The sequence below is a fragment of the Arthrobacter sp. Cza30 genome (assembly GCF_059090765.1).
Genome location: NZ_JBNHGA010000002.1, coordinates 30,358 through 45,357 on the forward strand (window position 1 = coordinate 30,358; position 15,000 = coordinate 45,357).

Annotated in this window: 15 protein-coding genes and 2 tRNA genes; 3 read left to right on the plus strand and 14 right to left on the minus strand. The window is 68.9% G+C overall.

Translation table 11 applies throughout. The features are described from left to right. Nucleotides 1-12: 12 nt before the first annotated feature. The 5 genes from AC5RVZ_RS05370 to AC5RVZ_RS05390 all read right to left on the minus strand — a co-directional run bounded on the left by AC5RVZ_RS05370 (nucleotide 13) and on the right by AC5RVZ_RS05390 (nucleotide 1,622). Nucleotides 13-267 (minus strand): hypothetical protein, encoded by a 255-nt coding sequence (locus AC5RVZ_RS05370; protein ID WP_494064774.1) that lies wholly within the window; start codon nucleotides 265-267, stop codon nucleotides 13-15. Nucleotides 268-365: 98 nt separating this feature from the next. After that, nucleotides 366-803 carry a hypothetical protein gene (locus tag AC5RVZ_RS05375; RefSeq protein ID WP_494064775.1) on the minus strand — a complete coding sequence of 146 codons (438 nt, stop codon included), beginning with the start codon at nucleotides 801-803 and terminating at the stop codon, nucleotides 366-368. Further along, a complete protein-coding gene (locus tag AC5RVZ_RS05380; protein ID WP_494064776.1) occupies nucleotides 761-1,273 on the minus strand; it encodes a hypothetical protein in 513 nt (170 codons plus the stop codon). The genes AC5RVZ_RS05375 and AC5RVZ_RS05380 overlap by 43 nt, the downstream gene beginning before the upstream one ends. A gap of 146 nt (nucleotides 1,274-1,419) precedes the next feature. Continuing rightward, nucleotides 1,420-1,493: transfer RNA gene (locus AC5RVZ_RS05385), tRNA-Met, on the minus strand. A 57-nt stretch (nucleotides 1,494-1,550) separates the two neighbouring features. Then, nucleotides 1,551-1,622: transfer RNA gene (locus AC5RVZ_RS05390), tRNA-Thr, on the minus strand. 217 nt (nucleotides 1,623-1,839) lie between these two features. Between AC5RVZ_RS05390 and AC5RVZ_RS05395 the strand changes: the two genes are divergently transcribed. Continuing rightward, complete coding sequence (locus AC5RVZ_RS05395; RefSeq protein ID WP_494064777.1) at nucleotides 1,840-2,628, plus strand: putative protein N(5)-glutamine methyltransferase; 789 nt, start codon at nucleotides 1,840-1,842, stop codon at nucleotides 2,626-2,628. Nucleotides 2,629-2,718: 90 nt separating this feature from the next. Here the strand turns inward: AC5RVZ_RS05395 and AC5RVZ_RS05400 are convergent, their stop codons facing one another. The 7 genes from AC5RVZ_RS05400 to AC5RVZ_RS05430 all read right to left on the minus strand — a co-directional run bounded on the left by AC5RVZ_RS05400 (nucleotide 2,719) and on the right by AC5RVZ_RS05430 (nucleotide 11,520). Continuing rightward, nucleotides 2,719-4,695 (minus strand): DEAD/DEAH box helicase, encoded by a 1,977-nt coding sequence (locus tag AC5RVZ_RS05400; protein WP_494064778.1) that lies wholly within the window; start codon nucleotides 4,693-4,695, stop codon nucleotides 2,719-2,721. Between the two features lie 393 nt (nucleotides 4,696-5,088). Next, nucleotides 5,089-5,598, minus strand: coding sequence for a PadR family transcriptional regulator (locus AC5RVZ_RS05405; protein ID WP_494064779.1), 510 nt, complete (start codon nucleotides 5,596-5,598; stop codon nucleotides 5,089-5,091). 15 nt (nucleotides 5,599-5,613) lie between these two features. Further along, nucleotides 5,614-7,638: an FAD-dependent oxidoreductase gene (locus AC5RVZ_RS05410; protein ID WP_494064780.1), complete on the minus strand. Its 2,025-nt coding sequence runs from the start codon at nucleotides 7,636-7,638 to the stop codon at nucleotides 5,614-5,616. A gap of 110 nt (nucleotides 7,639-7,748) precedes the next feature. Beyond that, nucleotides 7,749-8,408, minus strand: a complete 660-nt coding sequence (locus tag AC5RVZ_RS05415) for an MOSC domain-containing protein (RefSeq protein ID WP_494064781.1) — start codon at nucleotides 8,406-8,408, stop codon at nucleotides 7,749-7,751. A gap of 31 nt (nucleotides 8,409-8,439) precedes the next feature. After that, nucleotides 8,440-8,892: a VOC family protein gene (locus tag AC5RVZ_RS05420; RefSeq protein ID WP_494064782.1), complete on the minus strand. Its 453-nt coding sequence runs from the start codon at nucleotides 8,890-8,892 to the stop codon at nucleotides 8,440-8,442. Between the two features lie 79 nt (nucleotides 8,893-8,971). Continuing rightward, nucleotides 8,972-10,132 (minus strand): cystathionine gamma-synthase, encoded by a 1,161-nt coding sequence (locus tag AC5RVZ_RS05425; protein WP_494064783.1) that lies wholly within the window; start codon nucleotides 10,130-10,132, stop codon nucleotides 8,972-8,974. An 11-nt stretch (nucleotides 10,133-10,143) separates the two neighbouring features. Continuing rightward, nucleotides 10,144-11,520 (minus strand): cystathionine beta-synthase, encoded by a 1,377-nt coding sequence (locus AC5RVZ_RS05430; protein WP_494064784.1) that lies wholly within the window; start codon nucleotides 11,518-11,520, stop codon nucleotides 10,144-10,146. A 178-nt stretch (nucleotides 11,521-11,698) separates the two neighbouring features. Here AC5RVZ_RS05430 and AC5RVZ_RS05435 point away from each other — a divergent pair, with 178 nt between their 5' ends. Further along, the gene (locus AC5RVZ_RS05435) at nucleotides 11,699-12,676 is read left to right on the plus strand and encodes a DNA-3-methyladenine glycosylase family protein (protein ID WP_494064785.1); all 978 of its coding nucleotides are present in this window, start codon (nucleotides 11,699-11,701) and stop codon (nucleotides 12,674-12,676) included. A 101-nt stretch (nucleotides 12,677-12,777) separates the two neighbouring features. Here the strand turns inward: AC5RVZ_RS05435 and AC5RVZ_RS05440 are convergent, their stop codons facing one another. Next, nucleotides 12,778-13,167, minus strand: coding sequence for a thioredoxin family protein (locus tag AC5RVZ_RS05440; RefSeq protein WP_494064786.1), 390 nt, complete (start codon nucleotides 13,165-13,167; stop codon nucleotides 12,778-12,780). Between the two features lie 163 nt (nucleotides 13,168-13,330). On the opposite strand from AC5RVZ_RS05440, the gene AC5RVZ_RS05445 reads away from it, so the two are divergent. After that, entirely contained in the window at nucleotides 13,331-13,738 is a 408-nt protein-coding gene (locus AC5RVZ_RS05445; RefSeq protein ID WP_494064787.1) for a hypothetical protein, read from the plus strand. A gap of 99 nt (nucleotides 13,739-13,837) precedes the next feature. Here AC5RVZ_RS05445 and AC5RVZ_RS05450 read toward each other — a convergent pair whose 3' ends face one another. Further along, nucleotides 13,838-14,911, minus strand: a complete 1,074-nt coding sequence (locus AC5RVZ_RS05450; protein ID WP_494064788.1) for a lipid II:glycine glycyltransferase FemX — start codon at nucleotides 14,909-14,911, stop codon at nucleotides 13,838-13,840. Nucleotides 14,912-15,000 lie beyond the last annotated feature (89 nt).

The following is a 15,000-nucleotide window of genomic DNA, read 5'->3' on the forward strand; positions in this document are numbered from 1 at the left end:
GAGTGGATGGGACTATCGACGCTTCGCTGGTCGTGTGTCCCGCGGGTGGGCGGTTGCCTGCCGGGCCCGGGCGTCGCGGAACCGGACCAGCAGCCCGGCCAAGTGGGTCAGCAAGCCCGTGATGATGGCGGCCAGTGCAGCCCAGATCAGCCATTGGATGCTCGCCGACGCGGCGATGACGGACAGGAGGATCCCGACGCCGATCAGCACCATCGCAGAGATGACCAGCTTCCGGTACAGCGGCGAGCCAAGGTCCCAAGGATTCATACCTCAAGGTTACCGGCCACGCCCCCTGCCGGCCGAACCGCGGAGCCGTGCGAGACTCCGGGGCTCCCGGGCTCCGGGCAACGCCCGCCACGGATTGCCTAGAACAGCTGTTCCTGAATGACGGGCTGCTCCGAGGCGAAGTCGCCGACGGCGATCCGGCGGCCCTTCACCCCGCCCAGGTCCACCAGAAAGAGCGGTCCGCCATCCTGCAGCCGCGCGGCCGCGACGCTGCCGAGGAGGCCCTCCACGATGAACCCGTGGTCGCCCGAGGCAAAGCTGCCCGGGTAGCCCCTCTTGACGCCGTCCTGCAGAACCGGTGCCGCCATCGCGGGAACCTGCCATTGTTCGTCGACGACGTCGAAGCCCTCCAGTTGAACGGCAGGCAGCAGGTCGCGCACAGTGGCAGCATGGCCGGAGTTGAGCCGGTCCACCTCGGGCAGCGGCAGCGGGGCCAGCAGCCCGGCGAACTTGGCGGCACCGCGCACGGCTTGCGTCAGGGCGGTGTTTCCCGAGACCGCGTCCTCGAGTACCCGCACCACCCGTCCGTCGCGCGTCCGGGCGACGGACGCGCGGCCACTGCGCCTTGTTCGGCCAGCCGCAACGATTTCCGCACATGGGCCGCCGTGCCCACCTTGCTGGCCCCGTTGGCGAATGTGGCCACATACAGCCAATGGGGTTGGGCGAGGTAGTCCAGCAGCCCCTCGGGAGCCCGGCCGCTGCGGTGGCTGTCATGCATGAAGCGCAGGTCGTCATTGAGGAAGCAGTTCACACATTGGTGACCTCGCTCCGCCGGAGCCTGCAGCCGGCACGGCACATGCGTGCGCTCCGCGGCAGAAAATACCCGGTGGCTGCCCAGGCAGTAGCGCTGGGGGTCCACCACCCGGAAGCCCAGCCTCGACCCCTGCGTCACGGGCAGGTCCTCCGGCGTGCCGTCCGGAGCCGCCAGGCGCAGCCGGGGGCCCCTGGGGGTCCAGGCGATGCCGTGGGCGAGATACAGGGCGGGCATGGCGTCCACTCTAGTAAAGGAAGTGAGAGGTCCCCTGACCCGCCGGCTGCGGCCCAGGCCGGCCTTGGGGGTCAGTGGAGGGGCGCCTTAACAGCCGAAGGGCCCGTCCAGAACCATAGTTCCGATCGGGCCCCTCAGGGTCTCGGTAGCGGTGCCCGGACTCGATCCGGGGACCTCACGATTATGAGTCGTGCGCTCTAACCAGCTGAGCTACACCGCCACGAATGGGAGCGCCCGCGCTGCGTCTCGCGACGCAGACGCGGGCTTTGCCATTCCGAGCCCCCCACCGGAATCGATCCGGTGACCTCGTTCTTACCAAGAACGCGCTCTACCACTGAGCTAGGGGGGCAACGGAGAAATACATTACCAGCAATTTGCCCCTATAAGAAATCGGAATCGTGCCCCGTGGTGAAGGCCACACGTCCGACGGCGATCCCCTCCGCGGACAGCCCGGGCGGCCTGTCCCCGGTGGCGTTTCGGGCGCATGGACTGCAGCCAAGATCACACCGAGGCAGCCACCGGACGCGGACGAAAGGGTACTCTGGCGTCATTCGAAAGGACTCCACATGCAGGTTTCCCAGCCATGGGGCCGGGACGACATCGCCTCCCGGCTGCGCGCGGCAGGCTGCGTCTTCGCCGAGGAGGAGGCCGACCTGCTGCTGGCCGAGGGCGGTCCCCGGGAAGAAATTTCCGCCAGGGTGGAACAGCGGGCGGCCGGGGCGCCGCTGGAACAAGTCCTGGGCTGGGCCGGGTTCTGTGGCTTGCGCATTCGCGTTGCCCGCGGGGTTTTCGTCCCCCGGCGGAGGACCGAGTTCCTGGTCCGGCAGGCCGCGGCCTTGGCCCCGGTGCCCGTCGGCGTCGTCGTCGATTTGTGCTGTGGTTCGGGGGCCGTGGCGGCGGCGCTGGGTGCACTGCTCAGGCCCGCCGAACTGCACGCCGCGGACGTGGATCCTGCGGCGGTGGCCTGTGCGCGCGCCAACCTGCCGGCGGCACAGGTGCACGCGGGCGACCTGTACGCGGCCCTGCCAGCGGCATTGCGCGGCCGCGTCGACGTCCTGGCCGCGAACGTCCCCTACGTGCCCACGGCGGAGATCACGTTGCTGCCGCCCGAAGCCCGCCTCCACGAAGCACCGTGGGCGCTCGACGGCGGCCCTGACGGCCTGGCGCTCATGCGGCGCGTCGCGGACGGGGCGCCGGACTGGCTGGCACCGGGCGGGTCTGTGCTGGTGGAAACGAGCGAGCGGCAGGCGGAGGCAGCGGCCGGGGCCTTCGAAGCGCGCGGACTGGTGCCGGCCATCGCGCGTTCCGAGGAGCACGCCTCCACGGTGGTTTCCGGCACCCGCCCGGGTGGTTGAACGCAGGGGGACGTTAAATGCCTCCGGGGCACCTGTCCAATGACAAGTGCCCCGGAGGTCGGTTCCTAGCTGAGAGCCAGTCCGGCCGGGTCAGCCGCGGGTGTGGCGCGGCTTGCGTGCGGCGCCAAAGCCGCGGTCGCTGCGCTCCCCGCCGAATCCACGGTCGGAGCGGTCGCCACCGAAGCTGCGGTCGCCGCTGAAGCTGCGTTCGCCATCGGTCTTGTACGGACGGTCGCCCTCAAACTTCTTCTTGTAGGGGCGGTCGCTTTCGAACTTCTTCTTGAACGGCCGGTCGCCCCGGTCGCTGCGGAAGCCGCCGCGGTGCCCGCCGGCGACGTCGTCGCGGTCCCGGCGCGGCTTGCGGCCGCCGTCCAGCTCCAGGTGGATCAGCTCGCCGCCGATGCGGGTCTTGGACAGCGCGCGCAGCTGGTCCTTGCTCAGGTCAGCGGGCAGCTCGACCAGCGAGTGGTCCGAGCGGATGTCGATGCCGCCGATCTGCGCGGCGGACAGGCCGCCCTCGTTGGCGATGGCGCCGACGATCGACCCGGGCATCACGCGGTTCCGACGCCCCACGGCGATCCGGTACGTCGCATTGCCCTCGGTCAGGGTGCGGGACGGGCCGCGCGAATTCATGCTGTCGCGCCCGCCGCCGGCACGCTCGCGCTGGCCCTTGGGTGCCTCGGGCAGGTCCTGGACCAGCAGCGGGCGACCGCCCTGGGCCATGACGGCCAGCGCGGCCGCAATCTCGGCGGCCGGCACATCGTGCTCGGTCTCGTAGTTCGCGATCAGGTCGCGGAACATCGAGACGTCCTCGGACGCCAGGGTCTCAGTGATCTGTTCCGCGAACTTGCGCATGCGCAGGTTGTTGATGGTCTCGGCCGAGGGCAGGTTCATCTGCTCGACGGGCTGGCGCGTGGCCTTCTCGATCGCCCGCAGCAGGTACTTCTCGCGCGGGGTCATGAACAGGATGGCGTCGCCCGAGCGGCCCGCGCGGCCGGTGCGGCCGATGCGGTGCACGTAGGACTCGGTGTCGTGCGGGATGTCGTAGTTGACCACGAGGGTGATGCGCTCGACGTCGAGCCCGCGGGCGGCGACGTCCGTGGCGACCAGGATGTCGATCTTGCCGTCGCGCAGGGCCTCGACGGTGCGCTCACGCTGCTGCTGCGGGATGTCGCCGTTGATGGCGGCGGCCCGGTAGCCGCGGGACTTCAGCTTGTCGGCCAGGTCCTCGGTAGCCATCTTGGTGCGCACGAAGGCGATGACGCCGTCGAAATCTTCGGCTTCCAGGATCCGGGTCATGGCATCCAGCTTGTGCGGGCCCATGACCTGTAGGTAGCGCTGGCGGGTGTTGGTGCCCGTGGTGGTCTTGGCCTTGACCGTGATCTCGGCCGGGTCCTTCAGGTACTTCTTCGCAATCCGGCGGATGGCGGTCGGCATGGTCGCCGAGAACAGGGCAACCTGCTTGCTTTCGGGGGTCTTGGAGAGGATCTGGTCGACCTCTTCAGCGAAGCCCATGCGCAGCATCTCGTCGGCCTCGTCCAGCACCAGGTACTGGAGTTCGGACAGGTCCAGCGAGCCCTTTTCGATGTGGTCGATCACGCGGCCGGGGGTACCGACAACCACCTGGGCGCCGCGGCGCAGGCCGGCCAGCTGGGGCCCGTACGCGGAGCCGCCGTAGACGGGCAGCACGGTGAAGTCGTCCATGTGGGCGGCGTAGGAGGAAAAGGCCTCGGCCACCTGGAGGGCCAGCTCGCGGGTGGGGGCCAGCACCAGGATCTGGGTGTTCTTGGTCGCCGGCAGCTCGGCCATCCGGGAGAGGGCGGGAACCGCGAACGCCGCAGTCTTGCCCGTGCCGGTCTGCGCCAGGCCGACGACGTCGCGGCCTTCGAGCAGGACGGGAATGGTGGCGGCCTGGATGGGCGAGGGCTTCTCGTAGCCGACGTCGGTCAGTGCGGCCAGGACACGGCCGTCGAGGCCGAAGTCGGTGAAGAGTACGGTGTTCTCGTCTTCGACGGCCGGGGCGGCGTCGGTGTTTTCGGGCAGGGTGTTAACAGTGTTTTCGGACACGGGGCAGTTCCTCGTATTCAGCTGGGGACCGGTGGCCGCGGCACATCAATGTCCGCGGTCCTCTGACTCAAAGCCCGGCGCTATTCCAATCCCGTGGCAGGGCTTTCCGCCGCTTCGCTGGCCACCCGCAAGCTGCGGAGAGACCTGGCGGCGTTTTCTTTAGCCGGCGCTCCCAAACATGAAACTGCCCGCCGCATAGAGGCGGGCCCACACACAATCAGACGCTTCGACAAGACCGTAAACGGCATTATCGCGCAGAACTAAGGGAATACCGACAGTGGGGGATGTATCCAGTGTACGGCACGCTCCGGCTGGCCGGGGACAGGGAGCACGACGGCGGGCGGTGACCTTTGGCACAGCGGGCCACCCGGCGCCGTGTGCCGGTTCGTGTTCCTACTCCCCCTGCAGGGTCTGCTCGGCCCACTCGATCCAGGCCTGCTCGAACATGATGCCCGCCTGCAGCACGGCCCGCTGCAGCCGGTTGGCGTCGGTCCAGGTGCCCCGCTGGTCGAGCTGGCGGTAGGCCGCGAGCTGCGCGCGGTGCAGGCTCAGATGCCGTTCGATTTCGCCGTGGATCGGGACGTCTCCGAGCACCGAGGAGGCGCGGAGGCGGATCATCAGCTCCTCCCGGACGGGGCGCGGGTTCTGCCGTTCGTCGGTCCAGCGCCGCAGTTCCTCCCGGCCGACGGCAAGCACCTGGTACTCCTTGGCGCGCCCGCGGCTGGAGTCGCGGCCCGTCGCTTCGACCAGGCCGTTCTGTTCCAGCTTGGCGAGCTCGCGGTAGATTTGCTGGTGCGTCGCCGGCCAGAAGAAGCCGAACGACTTGTCGAACCGGCGGGCCAGTTCCGCCCCGGATCCGGGCCGCTCCAGCAGGGCGGTGAGGATGGCGTGCGGCAAGGACATGACAGCTCGTTCCCGTTACAGCGCCGCGGCCAGCCGGGTCGCCTGGTTGATGGCGCGTTTGGCGTCGAGTTCGGCTGCCACGTCGGCGCCGCCGACCAGGTGGACCGGCAGCCCCGCCGCTTCCAGTTCCTCCTGCAGCTCCCGCTGCGGTTCCTGGCCGGTGCAGAGCACCACGTTGTCGACGGCGAGCACCGTGTCGGTGCCGTCGACGGTCAGGTGCAGTCCGTCGTCGTCGATCCTGCGATAGGTCACGGCCGGGATCATCTGCACCCCGCGGCTCTTGAGCTCGGCGCGATGGATCCACCCGGTCGTCTTGCCCAGTCCGGCGCCGAGCTTGGATTCCTTGCGCTGCAGCAGGTAAACGGTACGGGCCGGGCGTTCTGGCCGGGGAGCGGCCAGGCCGCCGCGCGCCGCCGGGTCGTCGTCGACCCCCCAATGCTCGCGGAACCGGTCCGGATCCAGGGTGGCGCTGGGACCGGACTGGGTGATGTATGCGCTGACGTCGAAGCCGATGCCGCCGGCGCCCAGCACCGCCACCGTTGCACCCAGCTGCCGATGGTCGCGCAGCACGTCCAGGTAGCCGAGCACACTCGGGTGGTCCAGGCCGTCCAGGTCCGGAAGCCGGGGCACCACGCCGGTGGCCAGGACGACCTCGTCAAACCCGCCTTCGGCCAGGGCCGCCGCGGTGGCCCGGGTCTTCAGCCGCACCTCGACGCCGAGCAGCTCCAGCTGGCGGCTGAAGTAGCGGATGGTCTCGTGGAACTCTTCCTTGCCCGGGATCTGCTTGGCCAAATTGAACTGGCCGCCGATGCCGTCCGCCGCTTCAAAGAGGGTGACGCGGTGCCCGCGCCTGGCCGCGGTGACCGCACAGGCCAGCCCGGCCGGCCCCGCCCCGACCACGGCCAGCGATTTGGGCGCGGTGGCGGGAGCGATCAGCAGTTCTGTCTCGTGGCAGGCCTGCGGGTTGACCAGGCAGGAGGTGGTTTTGCCGACGAAGGTGTGGTCCAGGCAGGCCTGGTTGCAGGCGATGCAGGTATTAATCTCGTCCGCCCGTCCGCGCGAGGCCTTGAGCACGAATGTCGGGTCGGCGAGCAACGGGCGGGCCATGGACACCATGTCGGCGTATCCGCCGGCCAGCAGCTGCTCGGCGGTATCCGGGTTGTTGATCCGGTTGGTGGTTACCAACGGAATTCCGACGGCGCCCATCAGCCGGCGGGTGACCCAAGAGAAACCGGCACGTGGGACCGAGGTGGCGATGGTCGGCACGCGGGATTCGTGCCAGCCGATGCCGGTATTGATAATGGTGGCCCCTGCGGCTTCGACTCCGCGGGCCAGTTCGGCGACTTCCTCGAAGGTGGAGCCGCCTTCCACCAGGTCCAGCATGGACAGGCGGTAGATGATGATGAAGTCCTCCCCCACCCGCTCGCGGGTCCGGCGGACAACCTCCAGCGGGAAGCGGATCCGGTTGCGGTAGCTGCCGCCCCAGCCGTCGGTCCGCTGGTTGGTGCGGGCGGCGATGAACTCGTTGATCAGGTATCCCTCGGACCCCATGATCTCAACGCCGTCGTATCCCGCGTCGCGGGCCAGCGCGGCCGCATTCGCGAAGTCCTCGATGGTCTGCCCGATCTCCGGTTCGCTGAGCCCGCGGGGCGTAAACGGGCTGATCGGAGCCTGCAGCGGGCTTGGGGCTACCGGCTCCGGATGCGCGGCGTAACGTCCGGCGTGCAGCAGCTGCAGCGCTATCCGCCCTCCGGCGGCGTGGACGGCGCCGGTGACGATCGTGTGGCGGGCGGCCTCCTCCGCCGTCGTCATCATGGCGCCGCCGGGCTGCAGCCTGCCGGCCGCGTTGGGGGCGAAGCCGCCCGTCACGATCAGCCCGACGCCGCCGCGCGCGCGTTCGGCGTAGAAGGCCGCCATGCGCTCGAAGCCGCCGGGCAGCTCCTCCAGCCCGACGTGCATGGACCCCATCAGCACCCGGTTGGGCAGGACCGTGAAGCCGAGGTCCAGCGGTTCAAACAGCTTCGGGTAGGCCACCGCCACGATGCACTCCTTTGCACAACAAGTTGCATAAAGCCTACGGCCGGAGTGCCCGGCGGACAACCGGCAGAGGGAAAGAGATCAGCGCGGGCGGACCGCGGACCGCCGTGTCCTCAGGCGTGGACGCGGCCCCGGTCCAGCACCCTCCGGACTGCTTTGCCGACAGTGCCGTGCAGCGCAATCTCGCCGGTGGCCTCGGAAGCCCGCAGCGCCTGCGCTTGCCCAGGGCTGAGCCCCAGCGATAATTCCGCCACGCTGACGCCGTGCGCGGGGCGGAAGAGGACGTGGATGCTGTCACCGGCGGCGAGGGAACCGGGGGTGACGACCTTGAGATAGGCGCCGGGCAGCCCCCTGCGCAGGAAGCGCTTGACCCACTGGGGCTCGCCCATGTGGCGGGCGAAGGTGGCGCAGGGTGTCCGCGGCATCGTCACTTCGACGACGACGTCGCGGCCGACCTGCCACCGCTCCCCCACCAGCGCGCCGCTGACGTCCAGGCCCGTGGTCCGCAGGTTTTCGCCGAACAGCCCCGGCGGGATGTCGCGCCCGAGCTCGGCCGACCACGCGTCGGCATCCTCCTGGGCATAGGCGTAGAGGGCCTTGAGCTCTCCGCCGTGGTTTTTGCGGTCCGCCTGGACATCGGCGCGCAGCCCCATCGGGTGGACCGGCACCCGTTCGTCCACCGGGCGCTTATCGATCCCGGTGATGCCCACCTTGCTGGCATCGGGTTTTAAGGCGTGCAGCCGGCAGAGGGCCAGCAGGGATCCGGAAGTCATGGGGCAATCATATGTTTGGCCGGATGCTCGCTCAGGCGTGGCCCTCGTAGCTGATGTCCTGTTCCTTGGCCGAGTCGGCCGACAGCGGTTGCCCGCGGTATTTTCCGATCGCCCACAGATTCCCGTCCGGGTCGTTGATGCCAAAGCCGCGGTCGCCGTAGTCGGTGTCCTGCAGGTCCCGGATGATCGACGCCCCGGCTGCCTTCATGCGCTCGTACGCGCCGTCCGGGTCGCGGGTGTAGACGTTAAGCTGGGTCGAGCCGGGTTCCCTGGCCCACAGGGTCCCCTCCGCGTGGCTGGAGACCATCACCATCCCGCCCTCGGGCCAGAGCAATTCCGCGTGCACCACCAGGCCATGCTCCTCGAACCGTGCGTGCTCGATGAATCCCATGGTCCCGGTCAGGAACTCGATCAGTTCGTGGGCCTTGCGCGACTGCAGACCGGCGACGACGCTGGCCGGGGGGTACTGCTTGTTCGCATCCATGGACACAGTATTCTCTTCCGGCCCCGGACGCGCCAGAGGCGGCGGACCGGCCTGCCGGTACCGCCGCCTCTATGGGTGCCTAGAGCTGGCCGAAGGCCTTTTCCAGGTCTGCGATCAAGTCATCGATGTCCTCGATGCCCACCGACAGCCGGATCAGGTTCTCCGGCACCGCCAGTTCGGTGCCTTTCACCGAGGCGTGGGTCATCTCCGACGGGTAGTTGACCAGCGACTCGATGCCGCCCAGCGATTCCGCCAGGGTGAACACCTCGGTGGACTCGGCCACCTTGCGGGCCGCCGCCTCACCGCCCGCAAAGGAGACCGAGACCATGCCGCCGAAGCCGCGCATCTGTTTCTTGGCCAGCTCGTGGCCGGGGTGCTCGGGCAGGCCCGGATAGTAGACGGCTTCGACTTCGGCCCGGCCCTGCAGCCATTCGGCCACGGCCTGGGCATTCGCCGAGTGCCGGTCCATCCGCACTCCAAGCGTCTTCAGCCCGCGGGTGGTCAGGAAAGCGTCCAGCGGCGCGGAGACGGCCCCCACCGCGAACTGCACGAAACCGACCTTCTCGGCGAGCGCGTCGTCGTTGAGCACCACGGCACCGCCGATCACGTCCGAATGTCCGCCGATGTACTTGGTGGTCGAATGCACCACGACGTCGGCGCCGAAGGCCAGCGGGTTCTGCAGGTACGGCGAGGCGAAGGTGTTGTCCACGACCAGCAGCGCGCCGGCGGCGTGGGCCAGCTCGGCGAGGGCGGCGATGTCGGTGACCTTCATCATCGGGTTGGACGGGGTCTCGACCCAGAGGAACCGGGCCTCGTGCTCGTTGACCGCTGCGGCCACGGCCGACTCGTCGGACATGTCGACCACGGTGTGGCCGATCCCCCAGGCACCGAGCACGCGGCTGATGAGCCGGTAGGTGCCGCCGTACGCGTCGTTGCCCAGCACGATGTGGTCGCCCGGGGACAGCAGGGCCCGGATCAGCGCGTCTTCGGCTGCCAGCCCGGAGGCGAAGGAGAAGGCGTGCTTGCCGCCCTCCACCGCCGCCAGCTGCACCTGCAGGGAATCGCGGGTCGGGTTGGTGCCGCGGCCGTATTCGTAGCCGTTGCGCAGCCCGCCGATGCCGTCCTGGGCGTAGGTCGAAGACTGGTAGATCGCCGGCACCACCGCGCCGGTGGCCTCGTCCGGCACCTGGCCGGCATGCACGGCGCGGGTGTTGAAGCCCTGGGTGTTCTCTGCGCTCATTCTTCTCTCCTTCAGCTCGTCAGGTAGGACAGCAGGTCGTGGCGGGTCAGCACGCCCACCGGGGCACCGGCCAGCGTCACCAGCACGCCGTCGACCGCCTGCAGCTTCTCGCGCGCGGCCGAGACCGGTTCCAGCGCCCCGACCAGCGGCATCGCCGCGCTCAGATGGTCGCCGACCTTGTCTGTCAGCTTCGCCTCGTTCTTGAACAGCTTGGCCGTTAGCTCGCGTTCATTCACGGCGCCGACCACCTCGCCCATCACCACCGGCGGCTCCTGCGAGAGCACCGGCAGGGTCGAGACGCCGAACTCGTTCATGATCTCGATGACGTCGCGCACCGTCTCGTAGGGATGGGTGTGGACCAGGTCCGGCAGCGTGCCGTTCTTGCCCCGCAGCACCTCGCCCACCGTCGCTTCGTCCCCGTCGGCGATAAAGCCGTAGGACTTCATCCAGTCGTCGTTGAAGATCTTGCCCAGGTAGCCGCGTCCGGAGTCCGGCAGGATCACGACCACGATGTCGTCAGGCCCCAGCCCCTCGGCCACCTTGAGCGCGGCCACCACGGCCATGCCGGAGGAACCGCCGACCAGCAGCCCCTCTTCCTGGGCCAGCCGCCGGGTCATCGCGAAGGCCTCGGCGTCGTTGACGGCCAGCACCTCGTCCGGGACGGACTTGTCGTAGTTGTCCGGCCACATGTCCTCGCCCACGCCCTCGACGAAGTACGGCCGTCCGCTGCCACCGGAGTAGACCGAGCCCTCGGGGTCCGCGCCGACGATCTTCACGGGCCCGCCGGGGCGGTCGGCGGAAATTTCCTTCAGGTAGCGGCCGGTTCCCGTGATGGTTCCGCCGGTGCCGGCGCCGATCACCACGTGGGTGACCCGGCCGTCCGTATCGCGCCAGATCTCCGGGCCGGTGGACTCGTAATGGCTGGCCGGCGCGGCCGGGTTGTTGAACTGGTCCGGCTTGTAGCCGCCGTCGACCTCGGTCACCAGCCGGTCGGAGACCCCGTAGTAGGACTCCGGGCTGTCCGGCGCCACGGAGGTCGGGGTGACGACGACGTCGGCGCCGTAGGCCTTGAGCACGTCGCGCTTTTCCAGGCCCACCTTGTCCGGGGTCACGAAGATGGACTTGTAGCCCTTCTGCTGCGCCACCAGGGCCAGGCCCACCCCGGTGTTGCCGCTGGTGGGTTCGATGACCGTGCCGCCGGGCTTCAGCCGCCCGTCCTTTTCGGCTTCTTCGATCATCTTCACCGCGATGCGGTCCTTGATCGAACCGCCCGGGTTGAAATACTCCACCTTCGCCAGGACGGTGGCGGCAAGACCTTCGGTCACTTTGTTCAGCTTGACCAGCGGGGTGTTGCCGATCAGGTCCAGAACAGAATTGGCATATTTCATGGGCCCAAATCTACCCGCCAGCGTATCCGGGGGCACATCCGGCGTAAGACGGCTTCATGCCGGACCCCGCGGGCGGCGGCCGGGTGCCGCTCCTGCGCGGCCGGCCGTTGCCCGGACGGGCCGGGCTGGAACGGGCCCGGGTGCAGGAAGTGTCGGGAGCGCGTGGGACGATTAATCCATGCTGTCCACCGCCACCGCGCCCGGCACCGGGCTCACCGCACGGGTGGAGTTTCCGGAGCCGTATGACCTGCGCGGAACGCTGTCCATCCTGTCCCGCGGCACGCAGGATCCCACCGCCCTGATTGACGACGCCGGTGCCTGGCTGACGCTGAACACCTCCTCCGGCGCGGCGACCCTACGCCTCACCCGCGGGCCGGACGGGCACGACGGAAGCCGGGGCACCGCCGTCGTGATGGGACAGGCGTGGGGGCCCGGTGCCGATGAAGCGCTGGCCGGGCTCCCGGCGCTGCTGGGCGCCGGCGATGACTGGTCGGGGTTCGACACCCCGGATTTCCACACTGGCCTGCCGCGGCTGGTGCGTGAACCGCGCCGGCGGCATCCCGGGCTGCGGCTGCCGGCGACCGGGCGGATGATCGATGCGCTCGTGCCGGTGATCCTGGAGCAGAAGATCACGACCATCGAGGCGCGCTACTCCTACAAATACCTGGTCCGCCGGCACGGGTCTCCGGCGCCGGGGCCCGCACCGAGCGGGCTCATGGTCCCGCCGACGGCGCAGGGGTGGCGGCGCATCCCATCCTGGGACTGGCACCGGGCGGGGGTGGACTCGAAGCGCTCGGGCACCATCATGCGGGCTTGTTCCTCGGCCGGCGCCCTGGAACGGCTGGCGTCGCTGCCGGCCGGCGAAGAACTGGCCCGCAAGCTGTGCACCGTCCCGGGGATCGGGCCGTGGACCGCGGCCGAGACCGCGCAGCGCACGCACGGGGATCCGGACTCGGTGTCGGTGGGCGACTTCCATCTGGCGGCGTTCGTCGGCTACGCCCTGACCGGGCGCAAGACGGACGACGCCGGCATGCTCGAGCTCCTGGAACCGTGGCGGGGCCACCGCCAGCGGGTGGTGCGGATGCTGGTGCTGAGCGGTTTCCGCAAGCCCGCCTTCGGGCCGCGGCTGGCGCCGCAGGACCACCGCCGGCACTAATGCGGCGCTGACGCGGCACTACCGCCGGAAACACCGCTCGCCTTAAAGCCCGAGGGAGCAGGGCCAGCGCCCCGCCCCCTCTGGAGTCCTGACCGTTGTAGCTATTCGGAGGCCTGGCCGTCCTGCGCCGCCTGCTGCTGGGCGGCCACCTGGGCGTGGACTTCCTGCATGTCCAGGCCCTTGACCGCGTCCACCAACTGCCCGAACTGGCTGGAGTTCAGGGCGCCGGGCTGGGAGAACACCAGCACCTTTTCGCGGAAGGCCATGAGGGTCGGAATCGAGGTGATGCCGGCCGCGGCGGCCAGGCCCTGCTCGGCTTCGGTGTCCACCTTGGCGAAGACGATGTCGCCGTGTTCCTCGGACGCGGCATCGTAGACGGGGGCAAACTGCTTGCACGGGCCGCACCAGTCGGCCCAGAAGTCAACGAACACAATGTCGTTCTCTTCGATGGTCTGCGGGAACTGGGCCTCGGTGATATCGATGGTTGCCATACCTCCACGCTAACGTGCCGGGTTGCGGCCTGTCGCCCCCTGTTCGCTCAGCGCATGAGCCGGCGCCCCGGCCGTTATCCACAATCCCCCGCCGGGGCTACCGGCCGCCGTGGCCGGATCCCTAAGGTCGATTCCACCAGAAACCGCGACCGGAGGATTCGACATGAACCGCTTCACCGTCCTGATTGTCACCGACGGACTGGAACTCGACGCCGCCATTTCCCAGAGCATCGCCGTGATGGACGAATTGGAGGAGCACCTGCCGTTTGCCCACGACCCGTCACGGAACGAACTGTACGCCGTGGGCGAGGGCGCCGCGCTGAAGGGCAGGATCGGGCTGCCGCACGGCAGGCCCGGCGCCGGCCCGGCGGCCACCTATGTGGGCGACCTGCACTGCATCTGGAGCGCAGGGCGGTGGTACACGCCGGCCGACTGTCCGCCTGCTCCGGCAGACCATAACGGCGCAACTGCCTGGCAGTGGCTGTACTACAACGTCATGCACAATTCCGGGCCGAAAACGTACTGCTTCCTCTGGGACATTTACCCGCTGCCGCTGGCCGAAGCGGCCTGAGCACGGGCTGCCCGGGGCGGCAGGACCGGCAAGGGCTGTTGCGAGGTGCCGGCTGCCCGGGCGCGGCGGCCGGGGCCGGGCTGGCGCCGGCGGCGCCGCTCAGTAGAAGGGCTGGTGGCGGCGGCGCACGTAGAGCCCGCGGGCAATCTTTTCCCCGGCCGGGGACCACAGCTTGTACTTCAACGGGGAGATCACCTGGTCATAGCAGCCGACGAAGTCGGTGATGGTCTTGGTGAAGCTGGTCTTGAACAGGCCCAGCCCGTAGTACTCATGTTCGGGGTTCTTCAGTTCCGACGACGGCGGGGTTCCGCACAGGTCGTAACTGGTGATGCCCAACTCCTTGAGCTGGTTCATGGCCGTCCACTGGATCAGGTGGGAGTCGCCGTACTGCTTGCGGCGCGGCAGCGATCCGCCGTCTTTGTAGGTGCCCTTGCGTCCGTAGTTGACCACGAACGCGCCCACCGACGGCTTGCCGTCTTCGTACGTGAACAGCAGCCGGCCCTGCCCGGCGGCAATGAAGTTGCCCCAGAACGCCTTGAAGTACTCGAAGGAGCGGACCTGTACGTTCTTCTGGCCCTGCTGCACCTGTCCCATCAGGTTGAACATGGCCCGGAAGTTCTCTTCCGTCGGTTCGGCCGTCACCACTTCGGCGCCCTCGCGGATGGCGCGGCGCACGGCATTCCGCCCGCGGGACGAGAAGCTCTTGAGGACGACGTCCGGCTCCGGGGAGATGTCGACGATTGCGGTGTGGTCGTTCGGCTGCAGGTCGGGCATCTTGACCAGGCCTTCGCGCGCCAGCAGCGCGCGGGTGCCGTCGGTGGCCTCGACATCCGGCTCGATCCGGATCGCGAAGACGCCGCGCGCCTGCTCCCGGCAGAAGTTGCGGTTGGCCTCGAAGATGCCCGGCAGGTCCTCGGGCGACGCGACGTCGGGGCCCTTGATCATGTACCAGTAGTTGCCCAGCAACGGAACATGCTTTTCCAGCACCAGGTTGTAGCTGGTGTAGTCCTCGGTCTCATACGCCAGGTACAGCGGCTTCCACCCGTGGTCCGCCTTGACCTGGGCGTAGGCCTTGGCCTGGAGCATGTTGCCGCCGTTGGGATTGGCCGTGACATGGCTGTCCCATGCCTCGATTTCCTCCGGCGTCGCGAAGCGGGCGGTGAATTGTCGCAAGAGAACTCCTCGTCGTGGCAGCTGGTCGCCGCCGGGTCACATCCGCGGTCAAGTCTATCGACGCTGGCCCCAGACACTGTGCCGGGCAG

What these genes read in the sequence shown, in the direction of transcription:
- AC5RVZ_RS05395 (WP_494064777.1), top strand. Translation starts at nt 1,840, where the DNA reads ATGCAGGTTTCCCAGCCATGGGGCCGGGACGACATCGCCTCCCGGCTG.
- AC5RVZ_RS05425 (WP_494064783.1), bottom strand. Translation starts at nt 10,132, where the DNA reads ATGAGCGCAGAGAACACCCAGGGCTTCAACACCCGCGCCGTGCATGCC.
- AC5RVZ_RS05380 (WP_494064776.1), bottom strand. Translation starts at nt 1,273, where the DNA reads ATGCCCGCCCTGTATCTCGCCCACGGCATCGCCTGGACCCCCAGGGGC.
- AC5RVZ_RS05370 (WP_494064774.1), bottom strand. Translation starts at nt 267, where the DNA reads ATGAATCCTTGGGACCTTGGCTCGCCGCTGTACCGGAAGCTGGTCATC.
- AC5RVZ_RS05440 (WP_494064786.1), bottom strand. Translation starts at nt 13,167, where the DNA reads ATGGCAACCATCGATATCACCGAGGCCCAGTTCCCGCAGACCATCGAA.
- AC5RVZ_RS05405 (WP_494064779.1), bottom strand. Translation starts at nt 5,598, where the DNA reads ATGTCCTTGCCGCACGCCATCCTCACCGCCCTGCTGGAGCGGCCCGGA.
- AC5RVZ_RS05415 (WP_494064781.1), bottom strand. Translation starts at nt 8,408, where the DNA reads ATGACTTCCGGATCCCTGCTGGCCCTCTGCCGGCTGCACGCCTTAAAA.
- AC5RVZ_RS05430 (WP_494064784.1), bottom strand. Translation starts at nt 11,520, where the DNA reads ATGAAATATGCCAATTCTGTTCTGGACCTGATCGGCAACACCCCGCTG.
- AC5RVZ_RS05420 (WP_494064782.1), bottom strand. Translation starts at nt 8,892, where the DNA reads ATGGATGCGAACAAGCAGTACCCCCCGGCCAGCGTCGTCGCCGGTCTG.
- AC5RVZ_RS05445 (WP_494064787.1), top strand. Translation starts at nt 13,331, where the DNA reads ATGAACCGCTTCACCGTCCTGATTGTCACCGACGGACTGGAACTCGAC.
- AC5RVZ_RS05435 (WP_494064785.1), top strand. Translation starts at nt 11,699, where the DNA reads ATGCTGTCCACCGCCACCGCGCCCGGCACCGGGCTCACCGCACGGGTG.